This is a genomic window from Streptomyces sp. NK15101 (assembly GCF_020400725.1).
In the GTDB taxonomy this organism is placed as follows: Bacteria; Actinomycetota; Actinomycetes; order Streptomycetales; family Streptomycetaceae; genus Streptomyces.
In genome coordinates this window covers 56181-81025 of record NZ_JAINVG010000017.1, presented here as the reverse complement: position 1 = coordinate 81025, position 24845 = coordinate 56181, and the positions used below count along the sequence as shown (strand labels likewise).

At 72.7% G+C, this 24845-nt stretch carries 19 protein-coding genes; 10 read left to right on the top strand and 9 right to left on the bottom strand.

Features of this window, described 5'->3' with window-relative positions:
* The first annotated feature begins 126 nt into the window (after positions 1-126).
* The gene (locus K7G60_RS12480) at positions 127-1686 is read left to right on the top strand and encodes an MFS transporter (protein WP_263985832.1); all 1560 of its coding nucleotides are present in this window, start codon (positions 127-129) and stop codon (positions 1684-1686) included.
* Between the two features lie 73 nt (positions 1687-1759).
* On the opposite strand, the gene K7G60_RS12475 is transcribed toward K7G60_RS12480, so the two are convergent.
* Complete coding sequence (locus K7G60_RS12475; RefSeq protein WP_225800920.1) at positions 1760-2983, bottom strand: acyltransferase; 1224 nt, start codon at positions 2981-2983, stop codon at positions 1760-1762.
* A gap of 229 nt (positions 2984-3212) precedes the next feature.
* On the opposite strand from K7G60_RS12475, the gene K7G60_RS12470 reads away from it, so the two are divergent.
* A complete protein-coding gene (locus tag K7G60_RS12470; RefSeq protein ID WP_225800919.1) occupies positions 3213-4283 on the top strand; it encodes a DUF2855 family protein in 1071 nt (356 codons plus the stop codon).
* Positions 4284-4331: 48 nt separating this feature from the next.
* A complete protein-coding gene (locus K7G60_RS12465) occupies positions 4332-5060 on the top strand; it encodes a DUF2306 domain-containing protein (protein ID WP_225800918.1) in 729 nt (242 codons plus the stop codon).
* A 73-nt stretch (positions 5061-5133) separates the two neighbouring features.
* Here K7G60_RS12465 and K7G60_RS12460 read toward each other — a convergent pair whose 3' ends face one another.
* From K7G60_RS12460 to K7G60_RS12435, 6 genes are all read right to left on the bottom strand, one after another.
* On the bottom strand, positions 5134-6516 hold the full coding sequence (locus tag K7G60_RS12460) for an FAD-binding protein (RefSeq protein ID WP_225800917.1): 1383 nt from the start codon (positions 6514-6516) through the stop codon (positions 5134-5136).
* Between the two features lie 155 nt (positions 6517-6671).
* The gene (locus K7G60_RS12455) at positions 6672-8231 is read right to left on the bottom strand and encodes a class I SAM-dependent methyltransferase (protein WP_225800916.1); all 1560 of its coding nucleotides are present in this window, start codon (positions 8229-8231) and stop codon (positions 6672-6674) included.
* A complete protein-coding gene (locus K7G60_RS12450; protein WP_225800915.1) occupies positions 8228-9013 on the bottom strand; it encodes a thioesterase II family protein in 786 nt (261 codons plus the stop codon). The genes K7G60_RS12455 and K7G60_RS12450 overlap by 4 nt, the downstream gene beginning before the upstream one ends.
* A complete protein-coding gene (locus tag K7G60_RS12445; protein WP_225800914.1) occupies positions 9010-10257 on the bottom strand; it encodes an acyltransferase in 1248 nt (415 codons plus the stop codon). The genes K7G60_RS12450 and K7G60_RS12445 overlap by 4 nt, the downstream gene beginning before the upstream one ends.
* 230 nt (positions 10258-10487) lie before the next feature.
* Positions 10488-10964: an SRPBCC domain-containing protein gene (locus tag K7G60_RS12440; protein ID WP_225800913.1), complete on the bottom strand. Its 477-nt coding sequence runs from the start codon at positions 10962-10964 to the stop codon at positions 10488-10490.
* Positions 10965-10967: 3 nt separating this feature from the next.
* The gene (locus K7G60_RS12435) at positions 10968-11309 is read right to left on the bottom strand and encodes a YciI family protein (RefSeq protein ID WP_225800912.1); all 342 of its coding nucleotides are present in this window, start codon (positions 11307-11309) and stop codon (positions 10968-10970) included.
* Between the two features lie 237 nt (positions 11310-11546).
* Between K7G60_RS12435 and K7G60_RS12430 the strand changes: the two genes are divergently transcribed.
* Positions 11547-12299, top strand: coding sequence for an SDR family NAD(P)-dependent oxidoreductase (locus K7G60_RS12430; RefSeq protein WP_225800911.1), 753 nt, complete (start codon positions 11547-11549; stop codon positions 12297-12299).
* A 55-nt stretch (positions 12300-12354) separates the two neighbouring features.
* Complete coding sequence (locus K7G60_RS12425) at positions 12355-13518, top strand: acyl-CoA dehydrogenase family protein (protein ID WP_225800910.1); 1164 nt, start codon at positions 12355-12357, stop codon at positions 13516-13518.
* A gap of 94 nt (positions 13519-13612) precedes the next feature.
* Here K7G60_RS12425 and K7G60_RS12420 read toward each other — a convergent pair whose 3' ends face one another.
* Positions 13613-15286 (bottom strand): AMP-binding protein, encoded by a 1674-nt coding sequence (locus K7G60_RS12420; RefSeq protein WP_225800909.1) that lies wholly within the window; start codon positions 15284-15286, stop codon positions 13613-13615.
* Positions 15287-15496: 210 nt separating this feature from the next.
* Here K7G60_RS12420 and K7G60_RS12415 point away from each other — a divergent pair, with 210 nt between their 5' ends.
* Positions 15497-16369: an LLM class F420-dependent oxidoreductase gene (locus K7G60_RS12415; protein WP_225800908.1), complete on the top strand. Its 873-nt coding sequence runs from the start codon at positions 15497-15499 to the stop codon at positions 16367-16369.
* 100 nt (positions 16370-16469) lie between these two features.
* Here the strand turns inward: K7G60_RS12415 and K7G60_RS12410 are convergent, their stop codons facing one another.
* On the bottom strand, positions 16470-17984 hold the full coding sequence (locus tag K7G60_RS12410; RefSeq protein ID WP_225800907.1) for an FAD-binding protein: 1515 nt from the start codon (positions 17982-17984) through the stop codon (positions 16470-16472).
* 234 nt (positions 17985-18218) lie between these two features.
* Between K7G60_RS12410 and asnB the strand changes: the two genes are divergently transcribed.
* The 4 genes from asnB to K7G60_RS12390 are packed head-to-tail and all read left to right on the top strand — an operon-like array spanning position 18219 to position 24845.
* Positions 18219-20084 carry an asparagine synthase (glutamine-hydrolyzing) gene (asnB, locus tag K7G60_RS12405; protein WP_225800906.1) on the top strand — a complete coding sequence of 622 codons (1866 nt, stop codon included), beginning with the start codon at positions 18219-18221 and terminating at the stop codon, positions 20082-20084.
* 52 nt (positions 20085-20136) lie between these two features.
* Positions 20137-21972: a non-ribosomal peptide synthetase gene (locus tag K7G60_RS12400; RefSeq protein WP_225800905.1), complete on the top strand. Its 1836-nt coding sequence runs from the start codon at positions 20137-20139 to the stop codon at positions 21970-21972.
* 9 nt (positions 21973-21981) lie between these two features.
* Positions 21982-24099 (top strand): condensation domain-containing protein, encoded by a 2118-nt coding sequence (locus tag K7G60_RS12395; RefSeq protein ID WP_225800904.1) that lies wholly within the window; start codon positions 21982-21984, stop codon positions 24097-24099.
* Positions 24096-24845, top strand: a complete 750-nt coding sequence (locus K7G60_RS12390) for an aspartate/glutamate racemase family protein (RefSeq protein WP_225800903.1) — start codon at positions 24096-24098, stop codon at positions 24843-24845. The genes K7G60_RS12395 and K7G60_RS12390 overlap by 4 nt, the downstream gene beginning before the upstream one ends.

Genomic DNA, 24845 nt, shown 5'->3' with positions numbered 1-24845 from the left:
GGGAGGCCGTGGCCGGACGCCACGGCCTCCCTCGTTTTTCCGTATCCGTCCGAGCCTTCCCCCGTCTTCCGAGAGGAACAGACCGTGACTTCAGAAACCGTCCCCCGCGCGGGGCGCCGGGAGTGGATGGGACTCGCGATCCTCGCGCTGCCCACCCTGCTGGTGTCCTTCGACGTGTTCGCGATGCTGCTGGCCCTGCCGCAGCTGAGTTCGGACCTGGGCGCGAGCAGCACCCAGCAACTGTGGATCATGGACATGTACGGGTTCATGGTCGGCGGCTTCCTCGTCACCATGGGCACCCTCGGCGACCGCATCGGCCGCCGCAAGCTCCTGCTGATCGGCGCCGCCGTCTTCGGACTCGCCAGCCTGCTGGCCGCCTTCGCCACGACACCCGGAATGCTGATCGCCGCCCGGGCCCTGCTCGGCATCGCCGGCGCCACCCTCGCCCCGAGCACGCTGGCCCTGATCAGCAACATGTTCCGCGACCCCAAGCAGATGGGTTCCGCGATCGGCATCTGGGCCGGCAGCTTCTCCATCGGCGCGATCGTCGGCCCCATCGCCGGTGGCGCGCTGCTCGACCACTTCTGGTGGGGTTCGGTCTTCCTCATCGGCGTACCGGTGATGGTGCTGCTGCTCGTCCTCGGCCCGGTGCTGCTGCCGGAGTACAAGGCGCCGCAGGCCGGCCGCCTCGACCTGCCCAGCGTGGCCCTCTCCCTCGCCGCCGTACTGCCCTTCATCTACGGCCTGAAGGAGACCGCCCGTCAGGGCCTGGCCCCGCTGCCCGTCGCCGCCCTCCTGGCCGGCCTCGCCCTCGGCGTGCTGTTCGTCCGCCGCCAGCGGTCCCTCGCCGACCCGCTGCTCGACCTCAGTCTGTTCGGCGCCGCCCCGTTCCGCACGGCGCTGGTGGGCATGCTCTTCTACAGCATGCTGACGGGCACGGCGATGCTGTTCCTCACCCAGTATTTCCAGGCGGTGGAGGGCATGTCGCCGCTCGCCGCGGGCCTGGGGCTGCTGCCCGGCATGGCCGGGTCGATCGCGGGCATCACCGTCTCCCCCGTGCTGGCCCGCAGGGTCCGCCCCGCCTATCTCATCGCGGGCGGCCTCGCCCTGGTGGTCTGCGGTTTCCTCCTGATGCTCCGGGCGGGCCCGGACGGCGGTGCCGCGTGGCTGGTGGCGGGCTGGACGCTGAATGGGCTCGGCGGCGGGCCGCTCGTGTCGCTCGGCACGAACCTGGTGGTCGGGTCCGTCCCGCCGGAGAAGGCGGGCGCCGCCGCCTCGCTCTCGCAGACCGGCAACGAGTTCGGCTACGGCCTGGGCATCGCCGTCGTCGGCACCCTCGGCACCGCCGTCTACCGGTACGGCGTCTCCGACGGCCTTCCCGCCGGCCTGTCGGCCGCGGCGGCGGACAGCGCCCGGGAGGGCATCGCGGGCGCCGTGTCCGCGAGCCGCGCCCTGCCCGAGGAGCTCGCGGCCCGGCTACTGGGCTCGGCGTCTCAGGCGTACACCGACGGCCTGCACACGGTCGCGGGACTCACCGCCGTCGTTCTCACCGGGGTGGCCGTGCTCGTCGCCCACGTCCTGCGCCATGTGCCGCCGATCGGCACACAGGACACCGCGCCTTCCGCGGAGGAGACCCCTGCGGAAGGCGCTGCGGAGAGCCGTCCCGAACCCGCGTCGGTGGGCTGAGGCGGCTTCGGCGGCGGGCGGTGCGGCGTGCCGGGGTTCCGGCTCGCGGCCCGCCCGCCGACCGCTTCCCGCCCTAGCGGAGGGAGAGCTGCGGCTCCTCGGCCGGGACGGCCGACGGGGCCGGGCGGGACGCCGCGACGGGCGGCGCGGTGCGGGCGGCCGCCTGGGCGGCGCGGCGGGCGCGGGAGGTGCCGAAGCGGCGCATCACCGGGCGCTCGACGAGCGTGAACAGCAGCCAGGACACCAGCAGGGTGGAGGCGAGGAACAGCGCGATCAGGCCGATCGCCTGCCCGGTGCCCCACAGCACGGTGTAGCCGCCGAAGATGCGGTGCCCGTAGCCGAGAACGAGCTGGTGGCTGATGTACATGGCGAAGGACACCTCGCCGAGCCAGACCATGGCGCGGCCGGAGAGCCAGCTGCGCTTGCCGCGCGTGTCGCCCTGGGCGGCGGCGGCGATGAGCAGACCGAGCGGCACCAGCATGATCGCCGTCAGGTGGTACGAGGCCGGGAGGAACGGGGCGACGACGTACGCGGCGAGGGTGAGCAGCAGCGCGCCGCCGAAGTTGAGCGGCAGGCGGCGGCCCTCGGCGACCACGCGCGCCAGGATCATGCCGAAGACGAAGTCGAGGACGCGGGTCGCCGGGAACTGATAGGTGAGCCACATCTCGGAGGCCTTGATGTTCACCACCGGGATCAGCGACTGGTCCGACAGCAGCGGGGCGAACAGCGGCACGGCGAACACGGCGGCCGCGACGGCGGCGGCCGCGGCCCACAGGCGCTCCGGGCGGATGCGGCGCACCAGGCGCCACAGCACCGGGAACAGGGCGTAGAACAGCAGCTCGCAGGAGAGCGACCAGGCGACGCCGTTGAAGCTGCTGCGGACGAAGATGTCCGGGGACCAGGACTGCAGCAGGAACAGCTGGAGCAGCGCGTTGCCGCCCTCGAAGGGCATGCCGGCGACGGTGACCAGCAGCACGGCGGCGACGGCGAAGGTCAGCAGGTGCAGCGGGTAGATCTTGAACAACCGGCGGCGGAGGAAGGACCCCGTGGTGTCGTCGGCCCGCGCGGACCAGGCGAGGACGAATCCGCTCAGGATGAAGAAGAAGCCGACCCCGGTCCAGCCGCCCTGGTAGGAAAGCGACTTCATGACGGAGGCGCTGCCGGCGTCGGCGAAGAACCCTTCGAAGTTGGCGTGGAAGAAGAAGACCAGGGCTGCGGCGATGAACCGCATTCCGGTCAGCGCGGGAAGCCGGGAGGGCCTGGCGGCGGTCCCGGATCTCGTCGGTCGGTCTGTCATGGGGGCTCGCTCTCCCGTGCGTTCTGGCCGGATCCAAGTCCCCACGACTTTGCCAAGTCCCTTTTCCCATGGGCATCTTCGAGGTTGCCTCGCTCACGGTGGGACGTCGGTCCCGGGGTTTTCGCGTCATGACCGCACACGAGGAGATGCAGCCCCGCCGACCCCGCCCCGACCATGGCCCGGGCGAGCCGAACCGTGGCCGCCGCGGCGACGAACATGGGAGGCGGACGTGCCTGATCCGGACACCTGGGATCTACTGGTCGAGCGGGACGATCTCACGGCGGTCGAGGTACGACAGGCGTCCCTCACCCCGCTGCGTCCGGGCGAGGTGCGGCTGGCCGCGGAGAAGTTCGCGCTGACGGCGATCACCGCCACCTACGCCCGGCTCGGGGAGTCCGAGCTCCCCTTCTTCGACGCCTTCGCCGGCCCGGAGGGCCATGGCCGGGTCCCGACCTGGGGCTGGGCCCGGGTCGAGGAGTCGGCCCACCCCGGCGTCAAGGCCGGCACCCGTTACTTCGGCTTCCTGCCGATGTCCACGCACGTCACCCTCACCGCGGAGCCGACGGAGCGGGGCTTCGACGACATCGCGCCCGAGCGGGGCTTCCTGCACCCCTGGTACCGCGCGTATCTGCGGGCCGGGGACGGCGACGAGCTCGACGACCACCGGCTGCTGCTCAAGCCGCTGTACCCGGCCTCGTTCAACCTGGCCGAGTTCCTGATCCGTGAGCACCCCTCGGCCACCGTTCTCGTCACCAGCGCCTCCAGCAAGACCGCCGTGGGGCTCGCCGCCCTGCTGGCCGGTCACGAGGGCATCACCACGGTCGGAGTGACGGCCCCCGGCCACCTCGGTTTCGTCCGGGGCCTCGGCCACTACGACACGGTCCTCGGCTATGACGACCTCGGCACGGCCGAGGTTCCCGAGTCCGTCGTCCTCGTCGACTTCACCGGGCAGGCCGATCGCCTGTTCGCCGTGTACGAGCGGTTCGGCCCCGCCCTGAAGGACGCACTGCTCGTCGGCTACACCCACCCCGGCGCCGAGATCGAGCCCCCCGAGGGGCTGACCGATCCCGTGCCGTGGATCTTCTTCACTCCCTCCGAGGAGCAACGGCTCATCGAGAAGGAGGGCGAGGAGCAGTACCGGGCCCGCTACCAGCGGGCCGAGGACGCCTTCGTCGCGGGCGCGCCGCAGTGGCTCACGGTCACCCGGGCAACCGGTCCCGAGGCCCTGGTCCGCGTCTACCGGTCCCTGATCGACGGCGAGCTGCCCGCCGAGACGGGCACCGTGCTCTCCCTCCGCTGAACCGCCCCGTCGTCCTTCCCCCTTCCCCCCGAACGGGAGCTGCGCACCGTGACCCAGACCCAGAGCGTCGAAAGACCGCTGTCGTCGGCCCGCGACCCCCGGCCGTCCGGGCCGCCGGACCGCCCCGCACCGGCCCGCCGCGGCTGGTTCGGACGCAACTACATCATCCCGCTGGCGGTCGCCGCGGCCGCCTACCTGCTCTACCAGCTGCCGCCGTACCTCACCTTCGACCCGACGAAGACGCACATCGCGCTGCAGTTCCCGCTGCACTACGCGATCCTGGTCGGCCATGTGATGACCGGCGCGGTGACGCTGGTGACGCTGGTCCTCCAGCTGTGGCCGTGGCTGCGCCGCAACCATCCGGCGGTGCACCGCTGGAGCGGTCACCTGTACGTGTTCGGCGGGGCGCTGCCGTCGGCGCTGCTGGCGCTCGCGATGTTCCCCGTGGCCTTCAAGCCCGGCAGCGTGGCCGTGCTGATGTCGGGGATCCTGTGGGCGGTCACCTCGATCGTCGGCTGGGTGAGGGCCCGCCAGGGCCGCTACGCCGAACACCGCCGTTGGATGCTGTACAGCTTCGCGATCGTGTGGGGCCAGACGGTGTGGGGCTTCGTGATCGGCATGAGCCTGTTCAGCCTGCCGGTCGCCGTCGACATCACGTACGTCTCCGAGGCGGCCCGCTGGGTCGGCTGGGTCGGCAATCTGCTGCTCGTGCACTGGTGGATCGAGCGCACCGCGCGGCGCGGCCAGACCCCCGCGTACGCCGGACGCCGTTCGTAGGGGCGTACCGGACGGAAAGGGGGGCCGGTGGGCGTCACACCCACCGGCCCCCTTCGTCGTGTCCGCCGTGCCGTCAGACGGCCGAGCAACCGGGGGCGATGTCGCCGCGGAACAGGCCGTCGGGGTCGACGCGGGCGCGGACCCGGTCGGCGGCGAGGACGGCCTCGGGCGTCAGGTGGCCTTGGGGCTGGGTGAGGCTCGCGACGAACGTGGGCGTGGTGCGGCCGGTGTCCCAGGGGCCCAGGGCGGCGCGGACCTCGGCGCAGTGGGCGAGGATCTCCTCCTCCGTGCCGCCGAATCCGGGTACGCCCGCGCCGGAGTAGGCGAAGCGCGCGTCCAGGTGGCCGAGTGCGCCGGAGCCGTCGGGGGCCTCGGCGAGGGCGCCGCCGAGCTGGCGCAGTTCGGCGACGGTGAGGGCGGAGCGCGGCCGGTCGACGGTGGCGCGCAGGAAGGCGGCGACGCCGTCGTCGCCGATGTCGCCGAGCAACAGGTGGTCGCCGAGGACGGGTACGGGCTCCGGCGGATCCATGTGGGTCTCCGGCACGGCCGTCGGGCCCGCCTCGTGCCAGGTGTCCATCAGCGGGTCGGCGACGGCGCGCAGCGGGGCGAGCAGGTCGTCGGCCTGGCGGCGGGCGGTGCCGAGGTCGTCCGCGCCGGTCGCGACGACGACACCGTCGAGGCACAGCACGGGTCCGGCGCTGAGGACCTCGGGGACCTCGGGGAGCTTCGGCAGGTTCATCACCCGGATCGAGGTGGTGGCCTCTCGGGGGGCCCGCTCGGTCCACGCCCGCCAGACCGGCAGCAGTTCGGCGGCGTGCGCGGCGGACCAGAAGGCCGCTCCGGTGACCACGCCGGCCACGGGGAAGAGGGCCACCTCGACGGCGGTGACGACGCCGAGGCCGCCGCCGCCGGCGCGCAGTGCCCAGAACAGTTCGGGGTCGTCGTCGGCGGCGACGCGGCGGAGATCGCCGTCCGCGGTGACGATTTCGATCGCACGCACGCTGTTGACGGCGAGGCCGGTGTGGCGCGCGTACATGCTCAGCCCGCCGCCCAACAGGTAGCCGACGACGCCTACGGTCGGCGAGGAGCCGTGCGGAGCGGCGAGCCCGTGGCGGGCGGCCTCGGCGACGACGGCGCCCCAGCGGGTGCCGGCGGGTATCCGGGCGGTGCGGCGGTGCGGATCGACGGTGACGGGCTCGTCGAGTTCCGTACGGATGAGGAGCGCTTCGTCCATGGGACGGGCGGTCGCGGCGGCGTGGCCGGTCGCGTGGACCCGTACGCCCAGGCCCGCGGCGTGGGCGCGGGTGATCGCGGTGCGGATCTCCTCGACGGTGCGGGCGGTGACGGCGGCGGCGGGAGCGACGGGGGCGAACAGGTTGAACACCCGGGTGGCCGCTTCGTAGGCCGCCTCGCCGGGCCTCGCGAGGGCCGCGGGGTTCTCGTCGACCGTGGTCATGGGTGGTTCCTCCGGCATCAGTCGGGGCGGGGGACGGCAGGGCGGTGGGAGCACGGGCTCGCGGGGCCGGCGGGAAACGGGGCGGCCGACCCGTCCGGGGGGGGCGGGCCGGCCGCGGCCTGGGTGTGCGGGCCCGGGCGCCCGGGGCGGTGTGGCTAGGCGGCGCGTTCGGCGGTGATGAAGACGAAGGAGCCGGTGCCGGACTGCTCGCGGACCGTCAGGCCGGCTTCGGTGAGCCAGCCGCGGATCTCGTCCAGGTCGAACAGGAGCATTCCGGCGGGGCGGCTGGGGAAGAAGTGCGCCCCCTGGAAGTAACGGTCGACCGGGTCGTCCGCCCAGCGGAAGGTGAGCAGGGTGAAAGTGCCGCCCGGCTTGAGGACGCGGCCGATCTCGGCGATGGCGATGTCGGCCTGCTCGGGGAAAGCCTGGAGCGCGTTCCAGCAGTTGACGGCACTGAAGCTGGCGTCGGCGTACGGCAGGGTGAGCGCACTGGCGACGACGGCCGGCACCTGGGGCAGGGCACGGCGCAGGGCGGTGAGCATGGGCAGGCCGAGGTCCTGGGCGATCAGTCGCTCGGTGCCGACGGCCTGCTCCAGGACGGCGGTCCAGCGGCCGGCACCGGCGCACAGGTCGAGCACGGGACCGTCGACGGGCCGGGTGTGGTCACGGAGGTAGGCGTCCTCGTCGGCCGGGGTGACGGCGTCGTCCCAGTTGAGGCCGGCGATCCGCAGGAAGGCGGGGCGCAGCACGGTCTCGTAGTAGACGCCCATGCTCGGCATGGCGGCGAGCTTCTGGAGGAGGTCGGCGGTGTCGTCCTCCTCGGACGCCTGCGAGCCGGTCGCGCCGCGGGAGAGGTCGAGCAGGCCCTGGGCGAGCGGGTAGGTGGTGGCGCAGGGGGCGCAGCGGACGGCGCCGTCGTAGTCGAGCGGGCCGTCGCACGACGGGCAGCGCAGGGCGTCGGCGTGGTGGGCGAACGCGTCGGGGCCCAGTTCGCCGACGGTGTTCCCGGCGGCGGCGGAGGCCGGGTAGGAGGTCTCGTTGACGGAGCCGTGCCGGACCGCCCAGTAGGCCCGCATGCCGGCATAGGCGAGGACGGTGCGGGTGTCGTTGTTCCAGTTGGCTTCTATCTGCTCGGGCGTGAGGGCCTTGATCCACTCGGTGTCGAAGCCGCGCTCGTCGTCATTGAGGTTCCAGGCCGCGGGCGAGGGCCAGCAGCGACCGAGGTCGGGGGCCTCGGGGTCGAGGGGGCGCAGGGCGCGCTCGAGGCGGGTCAGGTCGTGCTCGTCGAGGGCGAGTCCCTCGGTGGCCGCCGCGGCCAGGATGCGCTCGCGGTTCTCCGGGAAGTGGGCGAGCAGGTACACGAGGGCGAGGGTCAGGGGCGTGCCGGCACCGCTGTCGGCAAGCAGCTCCAGGTAGCGGTCGAGACCTCGGCGGACCGCGGTGCGGACGGGGCCGTCACCGGCCGGGTGGTCCCGGTACTCGGACTCGGCAAGCAGGCCGAGGAGGACGACGAGGTGGCCGGTGCGCCGGGCGTCGGCGGCGTCGAGCGCCGCCACCAGGGTGCCGGCGCGCTCCGCGGCGCCGTCCACCGGGCCGTCGGCCGACCACAGGGCGGCGGCCAGGCGGTCGAAGCCCTCCTGCAGGTCCTCGCCCTCTGCGCGGCAGAAGGCGTCGAGGAGATCGGTGAGCGCCGGGGACGTCGACGGGTGGCTCATGTGCGGGTCCTTTCTCGGATTCGGGCGGGCGCCGGGTTCCCGGGCGGCCGTTCGGCGCCCGTGAGCTGCCCGGACACCGCATGGGCGAGCGCCGCCGTGTTCGGGGGCTCGGTGAGGTAGAAGTGGCCGCCGGGCAGCACCCGTCGGACGAAGGGGCCGGTGGTGGTCGCCGCCCAGGCGTCGGCCGTGTCGGGGGTGACGACCGGGTCGGCGTCGCCGACGACGGCGGTCACGGGGCACGACAGCCGGTGGCCCGGGTCGCGGTAGGTCTCGAAGGCCTGGAAGTCGGCGCGGATCGCCGGCAGCAGCAGGCGCAGCAGTGTCTCCTCGCCGTCCGAGCGGTGGGTGGTGCCGCTGATCCGGTCGAGTTCGGTGACGAGGGCGTCGTCGTCGCGAAGGTGGACCCCGAAGTCGCGGCACGCCGAGGGCGCGAGCGCGGCCGAGGCGAAGAGGTGGACCGGGGCGGGGCCGGTGGCCTGGAGGCGGGCGGCGGTCTCGTAGGCGACGAGGGCGCCGAGGCTGTGGCCGAGCAGGGCCAGCGGAGCGTCCCGGAGCGGGGCGAGCGCGGCCGTGATGTGTCCGGCCATCAGGGCGAGGTTGCGCAGCGGTGGTTCGGCCAGCCGGTCGTGGCGGCCGGGGTACTGCGCGGCCAGCACCTCGATGCCCGGGCCGAGGGCCTGGGCCAGCGGGTGGAAGGCGTGGGCGGAGCCGCCGACGTGCGGCAGGCACACGACGCGGACCGCTCCCGGAGGAGCGGTCCGCAGGGTGCGGAGCCAGCTCACTTGGCGATCGTCTCGACGCTGGGCGTGGCCGAGGCCTTGCCGAGGCGCTCGCGCAGCTTCATGGCGGGGTTCTCGACGAGGTAGAAGCTGGCGGTGGCGAGGACGATCGAGCCGCCCAGGGTGACGGCGAACAGCTCGGGGAAGCTTCCCCTCGGCATGAGGTCGCCTCGCCAGAAGTAGATGATGGCGATGTGCCACAGGTACAGGCCGTAGGAGATGCGGCCGAGGAAGCGCATCACCGGGTTGCTCATGGCCGCGACGATGGCGCGGGAGGGGTTCGGCACGGTGACCGGGGCGACGAGCAGCAGACCGAAGAGCGTGTAGAGGAAGTGCTCCGTCATGCCGCCGGCCATCGACGGGTAGTCGGCGTGACCGGGCTCGCCGATCGGGCGGACGCAGGCCAGGAGGTAGACGCCGGCCGCGAGGACCCAGCACCACACCGGCTTGTTCTGCACGAACCGGTAGAACGCCGGGACGCGGTCGGGTGCGACGTCGGCGCCCGCGGAGAGCGCGGCGAGGCCCATGCCGACGGCGATGAACCCGAGCCACTTCGGCGGCCATTCGTTCTGAATGGGGTAGATGCCCATGGAGGGCAGGAAGGTGTACGCGGCGTAGGCGAAGCCGATGACGACGAGCGGGCTCAGGCCCCACAGGATGCGGCGGACGCGCACGCCCGGATCCGCGGCCTTGCCGGCGAACTTGTCGAGGGCCCAGGCCAGCAGCGGCAGAGCGGCGTAGAAGGCGACCTCGGTGGCGAGGGTCCAGGTCTGCTCCAGGCCCTGGCCGACGAGGCGGGCGTCGAGCTGGTAGACCTGCAGCAGCAGCACGGGGCGGAGGACCTGCCACAGGCCGTGCACGGCCTCGCGGTTGAGGGTGAGCATGGCGACGGCGACCAGCACCCAGTACGCGGGCAGGGTGCGCAGGGCGCGACGCCAGAAGTAGGGCTTGATCTCGGGCTTGCGGGTACCGGCGATGGTCGCGAGCGCGAACGGCCGGTAGAGCAGCATGCCGGAGAGCACGAAGAAGATGGGCAGGCTCACATGGAGCTGCTGGAGCATGACGCCGAGGAACCCGTTGGGTTCCTTGTCCATGAACCCGACCATGCCGGAACTGAACGCGACGTGTGTGCAGAGCACCCCCATGGCCGCGAGCCCACGCATGCCCTCGAGCTCCGGGAAGAACCGGCGCTGGGTGCTGCGGGTGCTGCTGACGGCCTTGGGGGACCTGGTTGTGGTGATGGCCACCGGTCCGACCCCCTGATCAGCGAAGAGACGGGGGCCAGCCTCCCGGCGGCCGGTTCACGGCTGCATCTTGCACGTTGCGGTGTTGCCGCCGGAACGCCGCGGCACCGGAACCGGGCCCTCGGTGGCCGGCGGCTCGCCGGCCGGGGTGCGGACGACGGGGAGGCGGAGACGACGGAAGGGAGCGGTACGGATCGAGAGGACCCGTACCGCTCCCTTCTCGTACGGTCGGTTCAGGCGCCGGCCAGGTGGTCGGCGAGGCAGTCGAGGAAGCTGTTCCAGCCCGCCTCGACCTCTGCGGCCTTCTCCGTGTCGAGCCGGCCGACCTGCTGGAAGCAGAGCGTCGTGCCGCCGTCGTGGTCCTCGAAGGTGACCGTGGTCAGCTCCTCCGCCTCACCGCGCTCGGCGCGCTCGGCGACGTTCTCGTCGTTCGGGTCGACGAGCGTGAACACCAGGCGCTCGTTCGCCACGACCTCGCGGTAGACGCCCGTGAACGGGAACTCACCGATGCCCTCGGCCGCCATGGTGGCCTTCCAGGTGCCGCCGACCCGCACGTCGAGGGCGACCGTGGAAGGCTCGGTGGTGAAGCCGCGCGGCCCCCACCACTGGGCGAAGCGCTCCGGCTCGGTCCACGCGCGGTAGACCTCGGCGCGCGGGGCGTCGAGAACGCGGGTGACGGCGATCGCCGTCAGCTCGGTGGTGTCGGCCACGGATCAGGCCTCCGGCGCGTCGAACAGCGGGCGGATCTCGACGCCGCCGTCGTGGACCGGGACGAACTTCGCAATCTCCAGGGCCTGCTCCAGGCTCTCCGCCTCCAGCACGAACGCGCCGCCGAGGGACTCACGGGCCTCGGCGAACGGGCCGTCGTTGACCTCGCCCTTGCGGACGTTCTTGGCGGTGCCGGCCGGCTGCAGGGCGAGACCGTTGAGGATCTTGCCGCCGAGCTCCTCGACCTTGCCGGGGAACGCCTCGTGGGCCGCGAGGAGCTCCTTCGGAGCGTTCTCCCAGCCGCCGGGGATCTCCGCCTCGTAGATGAAAACCGCGAACTGAGCCATGGGGGGATCTCCTTCTGACTGTGCTCTGTCTGCGTGGTCGGTGCGCCCCACGACGACGACAGGGCGCGCAGGCGTGGGTCCACCCGTCCAGCCTCCCCGGCGGGAGGACCGTGCGGCATCTTCGAGGTTGCTGTCGTCCGGGCGGTTCCCACGAGCCGCTGGCGGCCCGGCCGCGGGGCGGGGCGCTGCGCAATCGAGGAGATGCGCGGTGGTGTGCGGCGCCCCGACGCTGGCCGTATGACTGACTTCGCCGACAAGACGTACTTCATCACCGGTGGTGGCAGCGGCATCGGCTTCGCCACCGCCCGCCGCCTGCTCGACGAGGGCGCGAACGTGGTGATCGCAGGCCGCGACGCCGCCCGCCTGGAAAGGGCCGTCAAGGAGCTGGACGGTGGCGACCGAGTGCTCGCCGTGACCGTCGACGTCTCCCGCCCGGCAGAGCTGGAGGCGGCCTACGAGCAGGTCCGGGCCCGCTTCGGCGCCCTGCACGGCGTCTTCGCCAACGCCGGCATCGGTCTCAACGCCCGCACCGCGGACGTGACCGAGGAAGACTTCGACCAGGTCGTCGACACCAACTTCAAGGGCTCCTTCTTCACCGTGCAGAAGGCGCTGCCGCTGCTCGTCGAAGGCTCCTCGGTGGTGCTCAACGCCTCGTGGCTGGTGCACCGCGGCATGGGCGCGGGCTCGGTCTACGCGGCCAGCAAGGCGGCCGTGCTCAACCTGCCGCAGACCCTCGCCCCGGACCTGGCGGGCCTCGGCATCCGGGTCAACGCGGTCACCCCGGGCCACATCCGCACCGAGATGTTCGACGCCGTCGCCCCGGTCGAGGAGGTCCGCGAGTTCTTCCGCGGCCAGGTCGCCCTCGGCTCCCTCGGCACCCCGCAGGACATCGCCGAGACGGTGCTGTTCCTGCTGTCGCCGCGCGCGGCGTACATCACCGGTCAGGAGTTCGTCGTCGACGGCGGTCTCGTCGGCTCCGTCCCCGCCTGACCGGCGCCGCCCCCTTCCCGGCCCGCGCGGCCCGCCAGCACACGAGGAGATTGAAGTGATCGGCTTCCGGCTCGACGAGGAGTACGAGGTCCTGCGCAAGACCGTGGAGGACTTCGCGCGCACCGCCGTGGCCCCGGCGATCGGCGACCTGTACAAGCGGGACGCGTTCCCCTACGACCTGGTGGCCGAGATGGGCCGCATGGGGCTGTTCGGGCTGCCGTTCGCGAAGGAGTACGGCGGCCAGGGCCGCGACTTCCTGGCGCTGTGCCTGGCGCTGGAGGAGCTCGCACGTGTCGACACCTCGGTCGCGATCACCCTGTCCGCGGGTGTCTCGCTGGGCGCCATGCCGCTCTACCGGTTCGGCACGCCCGAGCAGAAGGAGCGCTGGATGCCGCAGCTCTGCGCGGGTGAGGCGCTCAGCGCGTTCGGGCTGACCGAGCCGGGCGGCGGCACCGACGTCGCCTCGCTCACCACGACCGCTGTGCGCGACGGTGACGAGTGGGTGATCAACGGGGCGAAATCGTTCATCACCAACTCCGGTACGGACATCACCCGGCTGGTCACGGTCACGGCCGTGACCGGGGTGCGCGCCGACGGCCGCCAGGAGGCCTCGACCGTCGTGGTGCCCGCCGGCACACCCGGGTTCGAGGTGGCGCCGCTGTACTCCAAGGCGGGCTGGAACTCCTCGGACACCCATGCGCTGTCCTTCACCGACGTGCGGGTGCCGGCCGGAAACCTGCTCGGGCGGGAGGGCCGCGGTCTTGCCCAGTTCCTTTCGGTGCTCGACGAGAGCCGGATCGCGATCTCCGCGGTGGGCGCGGGCATCGCGCAGGGCTGCGTGGACGAGTCCGTGCGCCACGCCAAGGAGCGGATGGCGTTCGGCCGGAGCATCGGCGCCAACCAGGCCGTCCAGTTCAAGATCGCCGACATGGAGGTACGGGCCCACAGCGCCCGGCTCGCCTACTACCAGGCGGTGACGAAGATGCTGCGGGGCGAGCCGTTCGGGAAGGAGGCGTCGATGGCGAAGCTGATCGCCGCGAACGCGGCGATGGACAACGCCCGGGACGCCACGCAGATCTTCGGCGGCTACGGCTGTCTCAACGACTATCCGGTGGCCCGTTTCTACCGCGATGCCAAGGTGCTCGAGGTCGGCGAGGGCACGAGCGAGGTCCAGCGGATGCTGGTCGCCCGCGCCCTGGGGCTTCCCGTCGCCTTCTGAGGACCGGCGTCTGCTTGCGGGACGGTCGCGCTGAAAAGGGAGGAGGGGGACACCGCGTGCGGTGTCCCCCTCCTCCCTGGGCGCGCCTCCGGGGTCAGGCCGCTCGGCCGAGCCGTTCGGCGAGCATCAGGGCCGCCTGTTCACGCAGCTCGACCTTGCGGACCTTGCCGCTCGCGGTCATCGGGAAGGAGTCGACGACGGCCACGTAGCGCGGGATCTTGAAGTGGGCGAGCCGCCCGGCGCAGTACGCCCAGAGCGCGGGGGCGTCGATGGGCCGGGCGCCGTCGCGCAGCCGGATCCAGGCGATGAGCTCCTCGCCGTAATACGGGTCGGGCACGCCGACCACCTGGGCGTCGAGGATGTCGGGGTGGGTGTGGAGGAACTCCTCGATCTCGCGCGGGTAGATGTTCTCGCCGCCCCGGATGACCATGTCCTTGATCCGGCCCGTGATGCTCACGTAACCGTCCTCGTCCATGACGGCGAGGTCCCCGGTGTGCATCCAGCCGTCTGCGTCGATCGACTCGGCCGTCTTGTCGGGCTGCCGCCAGTAACCCCGCATCACGGAGTAGCCGCGGGTGCAGAACTCGCCCTGGCGACCGCGGGGCACGGTCTGCCCGGTCTCGGGGTCGACGATCTTGATCTCGACGTGGGGACCGGCCGTGCCGACGGTCGACACCCGCCGTTCGAGGGAGTCGTCGGGGCGGGTCTGGCAGGCCACCGGCGAGGTCTCCGTCATCCCGTAACAGATCGTCACCCGGGACATGTGCATCCGGTCGACGACCTGCCGCATCACCTCGACCGGGCAGGGGGTGCCGGACATGATGCCGGTGCGCAGCGACGTGAGGTCGTAGGCGTCGAAGTCCGGGTGGTTGAGCTCGGCGATGAACATCGTCGGGACGCCGTACAGCGAGGTGCAGCGTTCCGCCTCGACTGCCCGGAGGGTCTCCGCCGCTTCGAAGAACGAGCCGGGGATCACCACGCACGCCCCGTGGCTGAGGGCCGCGATCGTGCCCATCACCATGCCGAAGCAGTGGTAGAAGGGCACCGGCAGGCAGACCCGGTCGGCCTCGGTGTACTCCAGCAGCTCGCCGGTGAAGAAACCGTTGTTGAGGATGTTGCGATGGGTCAGCGTCGCACCCTTGGGCAGACCGGTCGTCCCCGACGTGTACTGGATGTTGATGGCGTCGTCGGGGTGCAGCACCGCGTCGATCTCGGCGAGCCGGCGCACCGCCCGCGGGTCGGGCCCGGCGAGCAGGCCGTCCCATTCCTCGCCTCCGATGATGACGGTGTGCCGCAGCGACGGGCAGCGCGGTGCGACCTCGGCGATCATGTCGGCGGCGTCGGTGGTGCGCAGGGTCCGGGCGGCGACGAGGACGCGTACCCCGGCGTGGCCGAGGACGTACTCCAGCTCGTAGGAGCGGTACGCCGGGTTGATGTTGACCAGGATCGCCCCGATCTTCGCCGCCGCGTACTGGGTGAGCACCCATTCGGCGCTGTTGGGCGACCACAGCCCTATCCGGTCGCCCGGCTCGACGCCCAAGTTCAGCAGGCCGGCGGCGAGCGCGTCGGTACGGGCGTCGAGCTCGGCGTAGCTCCATCGGCGGCCGCTGCCGGTCCGGTCCACCAGGGCGTCCCGGTCGCCGAAGGAGGCGACGGCCCGCCGCAGGTTTCGGCCGATGGTCTCGTCGAGCAGCGGCAGGGGGTGGCTGCCGCTGATGTGACTGGGCGGGGCGGGCGTCGTCGCGTCCGCCGACTCGATACGGTCCATCCCCTCAGGCTGGTCGCGTGGCGACACGGCCCGCATCTCGATGATTGCCCTCTTCCACCAGGCCGTTCGTGCCTTTCCGAGGGTACGAACCCCGCACGTTCGAAGAAGGGCGGGCTGCCCCGTCCGACCTATTCTGCGGTTGCCGAGCCCGACGGCCCCGCCGCGGGTCCACACCCCCACCCCCGTCATCGAGCCTGTTGGGAGACTGCCTTGAAACTCGGCCTCGCATTCGCGGACTACGCCTGGGACGGCGGAGCGGAGCGCATGGCGGACACGCTCGCGACGATGGCCCGCACCGCCGACGACGCCGGATTCGACGTCATCGGGGTCGCGGATCACGTCTGGCAGGGCCCCCACATGGGCGGCCCCGAGCAGCCGATGCTGGAGTGTTTCACCACGCTGGCCACGATCGCCGCGCACACCCGCCGCATCCGGCTGATGCCGATGGTCGCCGGGGTCCACTTCCGTTCCCCGGGCCTGCTGGCGAAGACGGTCACCACGCTGAACGTGCTGTCCGGCGGCCGCACCGACCTCGGCATCGGCGCCGGCTGGTACGAGGAGGAGGCGCGCGGTCTCGGCATCGACTTCCCGCCGCTGGCCGAGCGGTTCGAGCGGCTGGAGGAGGCCGTCCGGATCTGCCGGAGCATGTGGGACGGGGAGCGCGGCGACGAGAAGCCGATCACGGGCCGCCACTACCGGCTGGACCGGCCGCTGAACGTGCCGCAGAACCTGTCCCGGCCGCGGATCGTGATCGGAGGCGGCGGTGAGAAGAAGACGCTGCGGCTGGTCGCCCGCCACGCGGACGCCTGCAACCTGTACCCGGGCCCGGACCTGGGCGACAAGCTGGAGGTGCTGCGCCGTCACTGCGAGGTCGAGGGCCGCGACTTCGACTCGATCGAGAAGACCTGCATCATGCCGTTCACGCCTGCGGACGAGGCCGCCGCCGACGAGCTGGCCGGGACGCTGCGCCAGATCGCCCGGGCCGGCGTCACCCGGGTGATCGGCATCCTGGAGGGCAAGGACCAGGTGGGCCGCATCGAGCTGATCGGCGAGCGCGTACTGCCCGCTGTCGCGGACGCCTGACGTCTCCCGTACGGGTCGGGGCGGGCCCCGACCCGTACGAAGGCCGGTGCCCGGCCCCGCCGACGAGCGGGGACCGGGCACCGGTGCGTGCGGCGGGCCGTCAGTCGGGCAGCCGGACGGAGAGCGCGTGGTGGAAGACGTCACGCGGGTCGTAGGTCTTCTTCGCCTGCTGGAGCCGCGGGTAGTTGTCCTTGAAGTACAGGGTGTGCCACGGCACTCCGGAGGTGTTCCACTCGGGGTCGGCGAGGTCGGTGTCGGCATAGTTCACGTAGCTGCCGTCGTTGGCGTCGTCCGGCACGGGCACGCCGCCGGTCCGCGCGTACACGTCGCGGTACATCTCGCGCACCAGCCGGATGTTGGTGTCGTCCTCCTCCGGGGAGGCCCACACGGCCATGTAGGCGGCCTTGAGGACCGAGTCGCGCTGGGCGGCGGCGGTGGCGTCCGGGGCGACGGCGTTCACCCTGCCGCCGTAGCCGATGAGGATGAGCTGAACGGGGCTCGCCTCACCGGTCGTCAGATGGCGGTACAGGACGTCCGTCTGCTCCTTCGCGTAGCCCTTCCGCAGATAGGCGGCCTTGATCTTGATGCGCCGGGTGAAGGGGTCGCCCGGGTCGCCCCAGCCGGGGTACGACGACATGTACAGCCAGGGCCTGACCTGCTGGGAGACGAACAGCGGCTCGACGTCCACACCCGCCGTGACCTCCTCGAAGAACGAGGTCATCAGCTTCTCGGCGTCCGGGGTGGCATCGTCCATGTGGGCGCCGACGGTCAGTCCGAAGCCGGATCGGTGGGTGCCGTGGAAGTAGCCTGCCAGCGCCGCGTACGGCGAGTCGGGGTCGCTGTTGCGCTCGAACCAGGAGCCGAAGTTCGCCTGGAGGGTGGCGAACGCCTCCGGGGTCATCGTCTCCCAGGACCACACCGCCATGCCGCTGCGCCAGGCGCCGGGTGCCTTCGGCAGCAGCTCGCGCGGGTCGTCGGAGCGGGCGTCGGGCGCCCTCATCCAGTAGCGGGTCACGACGCCGAAGGTGCCGCCGCCGCCGCCCGTGTGCGCCCACCACAGCTCGCGGTGCGGGTCGCCCTCCTCGCGGGTCGCGACGATCGCGCGGGCGGTGCCGTCCTCGTCGACGACGACGACCTCCACCGCGTACAGGTAGTCGACGACGGCGCCGAGGCTGCGGGAGAGCGGCCCGTAGCCGCCGCCGACGATGTGCCCGCCGACCCCCACCTCGGGGCACTCGCCGGCCGGGATGGTCACGCCCCAGCCCTTGAACAGCACGCGGTAGACATGGCCGAGGGTCGCGCCCGCGTCGATGGCGAAGGCGCGCCGCTCGGCGTCGTACCGGACGTCGGTCATCTCGGACATGTCGAGGAGGATCTCGACGCCGTCGGTGGCGAGGTCCTCGAAGCCGTGTCCGCCGCTGCGGACGGAGATCCGCTTGCCGGCCGCCACGGCTTCGGCCACCGCGGCCACCACCTGCCCGGTCGTGGTCACCACCCGCACGTAGTCCGGCCGCCCGACGAACCGGTGGTTGGTGCCGAGCACCATGCTCGGGTAGCGGGGGTCGTCCGCGGTGATGGTGGCTGCCGCGAAGGCGGGGCTGTCCGGCTCGGTCACGTCTCTCCTCCGTGGAAGGGGCGGCCGCCCGACGCCTCGGGCCGGGCCGCCGAGGGGCCGCCACCAGCGTGGCCGAGGACCGCTCGGGATGTCTTCTCCCGCCGTGCGCTTCCCCCGTGGCCTGGCGTTCTTCCAGATTGCTCAAGGACCGGGCACGGCCCGGATTCGCTTGTGGCCCCGGCCCGGCCGCTGGTTTCGTGGGGCGCCCAGGCCCGACGAAGGAGGATCCGTCACATGTGCGGCATCGCAGGCGCCATGGTCCTGCAGGGCGGCGCGGGAGTAGACGCCCGGGTGCTGGACCGTATGACGGCGACCCTGCTGCACCGGGGACCCGACTCGGTCGGCGCGTACCTCCAGGAGGGTGTCGGTCTCGGCTTCCGGCGCCTGAGCATCAACGACCTCGCCGGCGGTTCGCAGCCGATGTCCAGCGAGGACGGCTCCGTCGTCATGGTGTGCAACGGTGAGATCTTCAACCACCGTGAACTGCGCGCCGAACTGGTCGCCAAGGGCCATCGCTTCGCGTCCGACTGCGACGTCGAAGTCCTCGTCCACCTCTACGAGGAGGAGGGCACGGCGCTGCTGCATCGGCTCAACGGCCAGTTCGCCTTCGCGCTGTACGACCGCACGCGGCGCCGCCTGTTCCTCGCCCGCGACCATGTCGGCATCCTGCCCCTGCACTACGCGACGACGCCCGACCAGTTCGTCTTCGGCTCCGAGGCAAAGGCCGTCCTGGCCCACCCGGGCGTCGGCCGGGCGGTGGACCTCACCGGCCTCGACCAGGTCCTGACCTTTCCCGGCCTGGTCAGCCCCCGCACCATGTTCCAGGGCGTCAGCGCCGTGCGCCCCGGTCACTACCTTCTCGTCGAGGACGGCGGCGTGCGCGAGGTGCGGTACTGGGACCTCGACCTGCCGCCGGCCGGCGAGCCCCAGGAGCACCCGGACGCCTACTACCCGGAGCGGCTGCGGGAACTGTTGACCGAGGCGGTGCGGCTGCGGCTGAACGCCGACGTGCCGGTCGGCTTCTACCTCAGCGGCGGGCTCGACTCCTCGCTGATCGCCGGGCTCGTCGGCGAACTAGCGCCGCCGGCCGACTCGTTCTCCGTCACCTTCCCCGAGGCCGAGATCGACGAGTCCGGCTATCAGCGCCTGATGGCGCAGAAGGCCGGGTCCCGCCACCACGAGATCCCGTTCACCACGGACGACATCGTCGAGGGACTCGAACGGATGGTGCGGCACGCCGAGACCCCGGTGAAGGAGACCTACAACACGTGCTCCCTCGCGCTGGCCCGGCAGGTCCGGGCGAGCGGCACCACGGTGATCCTCACCGGTGAGGGCGCCGACGAACTCTTCGGCGGCTACGTCGGCTACCGCTTCGACCGGCTCGGCCGCGGTGCCGGACGCTCCGCCGACCCGCTCGCCGACGCCCTGGAGGACGACGTCCGGCGCCGGCTGTGGGGGGATGCCGGGCTGTTCTACGAGCGCCCTTACCACGCCTGGCGCGAGGCCAAGCTCGCCCTGTACTCGGCGTCGGTGCGCGACGCGTTCGCCGAGGTGGACTGCCTGCGCGAGGCGCCCGTGGACCACGACCGGCTGGCCGGCCGCGATCCGCTGGCGCAGCGCTCGTACCTGGACTTCCGGCTGCGGCTCTCCGACCATCTGCTCTCCGACCACGGCGACCGGATGGCGATGGCCCACTCCGTGGAGGCCCGCTATCCGTTCCTGGACCGTGCGGTGGTGGAGTTCGCCACCCGGGTACCGGCCCATCTCAAGGTGCATCCGCGGGGCGGCGAGAAGTACGTCGTGCGGCAGGCGGCCCAGGGGCTGGTGCCCCCGGAGATCGTCGACCGCGAGAAGTTCGGCTTCCGCGCGCCCGGCAGCCCGGCACTGCTGCGCGCCGGCGTCGAGTGGATCAATGACATGCTCTCGCCCGCGCGGATCAGGCGGCAGGGCTACTTCGACCCGGCGGCGGTGGAGCGGCTCCGTGCCCGCTACACCCGCGACGGTTTCGAGATCCATCCGCACTACGGCGACGACCTGCTGCTCACCGTTCTGACCTTCGGCATCCTCCTGGACACCTTCTCCCTGCCGGACCACCCGTGACGGGCCGGACGTCGGCCGGACGGGACCTTCCGGGACAGAGAAAGGAATCACGATGACGTTCGAGGCCATCCACGACCTGGTGGGGAGGGCGATCGAGCGCTTCCCGGACCATGTGGCCGTCGAGACGGCAGACGGCCGCCTCAGCTACTCCGAACTGGACGCGCGCGCCGCGCACGTGGCCGCGGAGCTGCGGGCCGCGGGCGCCGGTGCCGGTGCCTTCGTGCCCGTCCTGGTCGAGGACCGCCGCGACCTGGCCGCCGCCGTCCTCGGCATTCTGCGCATGGGCGGGGTGTTCGTGCCGGTGGACCTGGCCGCGGCGCCGGCCCGGCTGCGCGCGATGCTGCTCGACCTCGACCCGCGCTGGGCCGTGGTCGGCGACCCGGTCGACCCGGTGGCGCTCCAGGCGCTCGCCGAGGCGGCGCCGGCCGCCCGTACCGTCACCGCCGGTCCCGCCGCCGAAGCCGGGGCGGTCGAGGCGCACCGGGCGGGCGCGGACGACCCGGCGTACGTCTTCTTCACGTCGGGCACCACGGGCCGGCCCAAGGGCATCGTCGGCCGGCTCGGCTCGATCGCTCCGTACATCCGGTGGGAGACCGAGTTGCTCGGCGCCGGACCGGACTGGCGCGTCGGCCAGCTGGTCTCGCCCTCCTTCGACGCCGTGCTGCGCGATCTGTTCGTCCCGCTGACCTGCGGCGGCACCGTCGTCGTTCCCCCGAGGGAGACGCTGCTCGACCCTGCGGCGCTGGCCCGCTGGACGGACGAGCAGCGCATCGCCCTGATCCACACCGTGCCGTCGCTGTTCCGGGGCCTGGTATCGGCCGCGATCGCCGGGGACCACACGCTCTCCGCGCTGCGCTGGGCGGCGCTCTCCGGGGAGCGGCTCGCGCCGGCGGACGCCGAGCGGCTGTTCGGGCACTATGGCGACCGGATCCGGCTGCTGAACCTGTACGGGCCGTCGGAGACGACCATGACCAAGACCTTCCACGAGGTCACCCGCGCCGACTTGGACCGTCCGTCGATCCCCGTCGGCCGGCCTCTTCCGGGCACCGAGGTGCTGCTCGTCGACGAACGGGGCCGGCTCGCGGAGCCCGGCACGGTCGGCGAGATCCTTCTGCGCACCCCCGACCGCACACTGGGCTACCACCGGCGTGCCGAGGAGACCGCCCGGGTCTTCGTGCCCCACCCGGTCACCGGCGACCCGGCGGACGTCGTCTACCGCACCGGTGACTTCGGCCGCCTGCTGGACGACGGCAACCTGGAGTTCCTCGGCCGCAAGGACCACCAGGTCAAGATCGGCGGCGTCCGGGTCGAGCTGGAGGGCGTCGAGAGCGTGCTGCGCGCGCATCCGGACGTCGCCGACGCGGCCGTGGTCGCCGGCGACGAGGACGGCTCCGCCTACCTGTGCGCTTATCTGGAGCTGCGGGAACCGGCCGGGGAGACCCTGCCCGAGGGATTCGAGCAGCGGCTGCGCGCCCACCTCCGCGAGCGGCTGCCGGACGGCGCGGTGCCGGCCCTGTTCGTCCCGCTGGCCGAACTGCCCCGCACGCTCAGCGGCAAGACCGACCGCACGGCGCTGCCGGCGCCCGTCCGGCGCGCCGCCGAGGGGGCGGGCGGCGAGCCGCCGCGCACCGCGACCGAGCGGACCGTCGCCGAGCTGTGGCTGGCGACGCTGCCCATGACCGGCGTCGGCCGGAACGACGACTTCTTCGCGTCCGGCGGCACGTCGCTGCTCGTCGTCGACCTGCTCGGCCGGGTGAACCGCACCTTCCGCGTCGCGGTGCCGCTGCGGGACTTCCTCCTGTCACCGACGGTCGCGACCCTGGCCGCGGCGGTCGAGCAGGAGTTGCTCGCGGCCGACGACCCGCTCGACGACCTCTTCTCCGTCTAGGGACCGCCGATGACCATGCACCTCGCCCAGCCGACCACCGCCGGCAGCCCGCGCCCCGCGGGGCGCGCCTGCGTCCGCTGCGGAATCAGCGACCGCTACCCCGGTCTCGTCCTCGACTCCGCCGGGATCTGCGACCTGTGCCACCGGTACGCGGAACACAGCACCGAGATCGACGCCTGGTTCGAGGACGTCGACCTGTTCGTGAAGCTCGTCCGGGACCGGGCGGAGGCCCGCGGCTCCGCCTACGACTGTCTGCTGCTCTACAGCGGTGGCAAGGACAGCAGCTACGTGCTCTACCGGCTGATCGACCTCGGCCTACGGGTGCGGACCTTCACCTTCGACAACGGGTTCATCTCCAAGACCGCGCTGCGGAACGTGGAGACGATCACCTCCGAGCTGGGGATCGAGCACGTCACCGCCACCCACGCCGACCAGAACGCGGTGTTCCTGCGCAGCCTCCAGCAGCACAAGAGCGTGTGCAACGGCTGTTTCCGCTCGCTGCTCGACCTGAGCACCCAGCACGCCCACGACCTGGGCATCCCGACCATCGTCACCGGCCTGTCGCGCGGTCAGATCATGGACGAACGGCTGTCCTGGTTCCACCGTCAGGGCGTCTTCGACCCGGCCGAGATCGAACCGCGGCTGCGGGAGGGCCGGCGGGTCTACCACCAGTCGGGCGGGGCCCTCTCCGCGGAGGTGGTCGACTCGGTGGAGGTCGTCGACTTCTACCGCTACAGCGACGTCACCAAGGACGGCATCCGCGCGCTGCTGCGTGAGCGCTCCGACCTGTGGAGTCAGCCCGGCGACACCGGCTTCTGCAGCTCCAACTGCATGATCAACGACGCGGGGGTGCTGGTGCACTCCCGCGAGCGGGGCTTCCACAACTACGAGGCCCCCACCCGCTGGGAGGTGCGCCTGGGCCACCTGGACCGGGCGGAGGCGGACGAGGAACTGCGCACACCGGCGGCGACACCGCGGGTGCGCAAAATGCTGCTGCAGATCGGTTACCCGCTGCCGGAGGAGGGCGTCGCCCGGCCGCCGGCCGAGGCGCCGGTGGCCGAGCGGACCTCTCCCCCGGCCCCGTCCCCCGCCGGCTCGGCCGTCCGGGCCGCGCGGCGGGCACCGCTGACGCCCGCTCAGCGCGAGGCGCTCGGGCACGGAACGGAGGCACCGGGCCGACGGGCCAGGGCCCTGCTCCTGCAGACCTCGGGGCCGGCGGACAGCGCCCTGGCGCGCCGGGCGACGCTGCGGTTGCTGCTGCACCACGAGGCGCTGCGGCTGCGGTTCGTGCGGCGCGGCGAGACGTGGGAGCAGTACGACGCCGGTCCGGCAGGCGCCGTCCCGGTGCTGCGCCTGGACGTGTCCGGACGGGACACGGCCGCCGAGGCGGAGCTGGTGGGCACCGCCGTGGACCGGCTGCGTTCCCGGCTCGACCTCGCCGGCGGGCCGCTGTTGCAGGTCGCGCTGGTCGACCGGGGCGAGTTGCCGGCCCGGCTGCTGCTGGTCGTCCACGAGCTGGTCGCCGACACCCGTTCCTGGCGGGTGCTGCTGCGCGACCTGTCCGCTCTGTGGGCGGGCGGCGGCGAGGCGGAACTCACCCCGGCGGACTCCTTCCTGGAGCGGGCCGCGGCCGTCGTGCCCGGCCCGGTCCTGCCGGCCACGCCCGCGCCGGGGGCCGGGGGGGATCCGGTGCGGCTGACCGTGGCCTGCGGCGCTCCGGCGAGCGCGACCCGGGTGGCCGGGGCGCTGGCGGCGGTCCTCGCCGACCTGGGTGACGCGCCGGACGTCGAAGTCCTCGACCACACATCGGGGGAGGGCCCGGCGGGCATCGGCCGCTGGACCCTGGCGCAGGCACCCGCGTCCGGCGGTGTACCGCTGATCCGGTACCAGCACTTCGGTGACCTGGACGCCCTGCTCCCGGACGGCTCGCCGTTCACGCGGGTGACGGCCGACGAGGCGGACTTCACCGTGCTGCCCGACACCGGTCGGGAAGGCGTGAGCGTGCACGGCGTGGTCCGCGCGGGGGTGCTCCATCTGGACTGGTGGTGCCCGCCCGGCATGCGCGGGCGGCTGCTGGCCGCCGGGATACCGGAGCGGGTGGCCCGTCGGCTCACGGCGTCGCCATGACGGTTGCCGTGCCGGTCCCGGTCCGGACGCTCGGCGTCCTCGGCGGGATGGGGCCCGCGGCGACCGCGGAGTTCCTGCGGCTGCTGGCCGCACGGGTGCCGGCGGTCGACGACCAGCACCATCCACGGATCGTGATGCTGTCGGACCCGTCGGTCCCCGACCGGTCCGCGGCGCTGACGGAGGGCGGCCCCTCGCCGCTGCCCGCGCTCCGCGAGGGTCTGGCGACGCTGACGCGCTGGGGCGCGGACCTGCTGGCCGTGCCGTGCAACACGGCGCACGTGTACCTCGACCGGTTCCGGGCCGAGCTCCCGGTGCCCCTCGTCCACATCGTCGACGCGACGCTGCGGGCCGCCATGGCGAGGAGCCCGGAGGGCGGCTGGCTGGCCGCCACGGCGGGAACCGTGGCCAGCGGGTTGTACCAGCGGCGGGCGGCCGAGCTCGGCTACCGGCTGATGCTGCCGGGGGCTGCCGCCCAGGGGCCGATCCACCGTGCGGCCGTGCTCGTCAAGGCGGGTCGAACGGACGAGGCGGGGCAGGTACTGGCCTCGGCCCTGGGCCCGCTGTGGCGCGAGGCCGCCCTGCCGGTGATCACGGCCTGCACGGAACTGCCCCTCGCCTACACGGCGGCGCTGCTGCCCAGGAACGCCACGGTGTCCAGTCTGGACGCCCTCGCCTCGGCCTGCGTCGACGCGCTGTACGCGACGAGGGCCCCGCGCACCACGCCGGACCTGCTGGCGGCGGCGTAG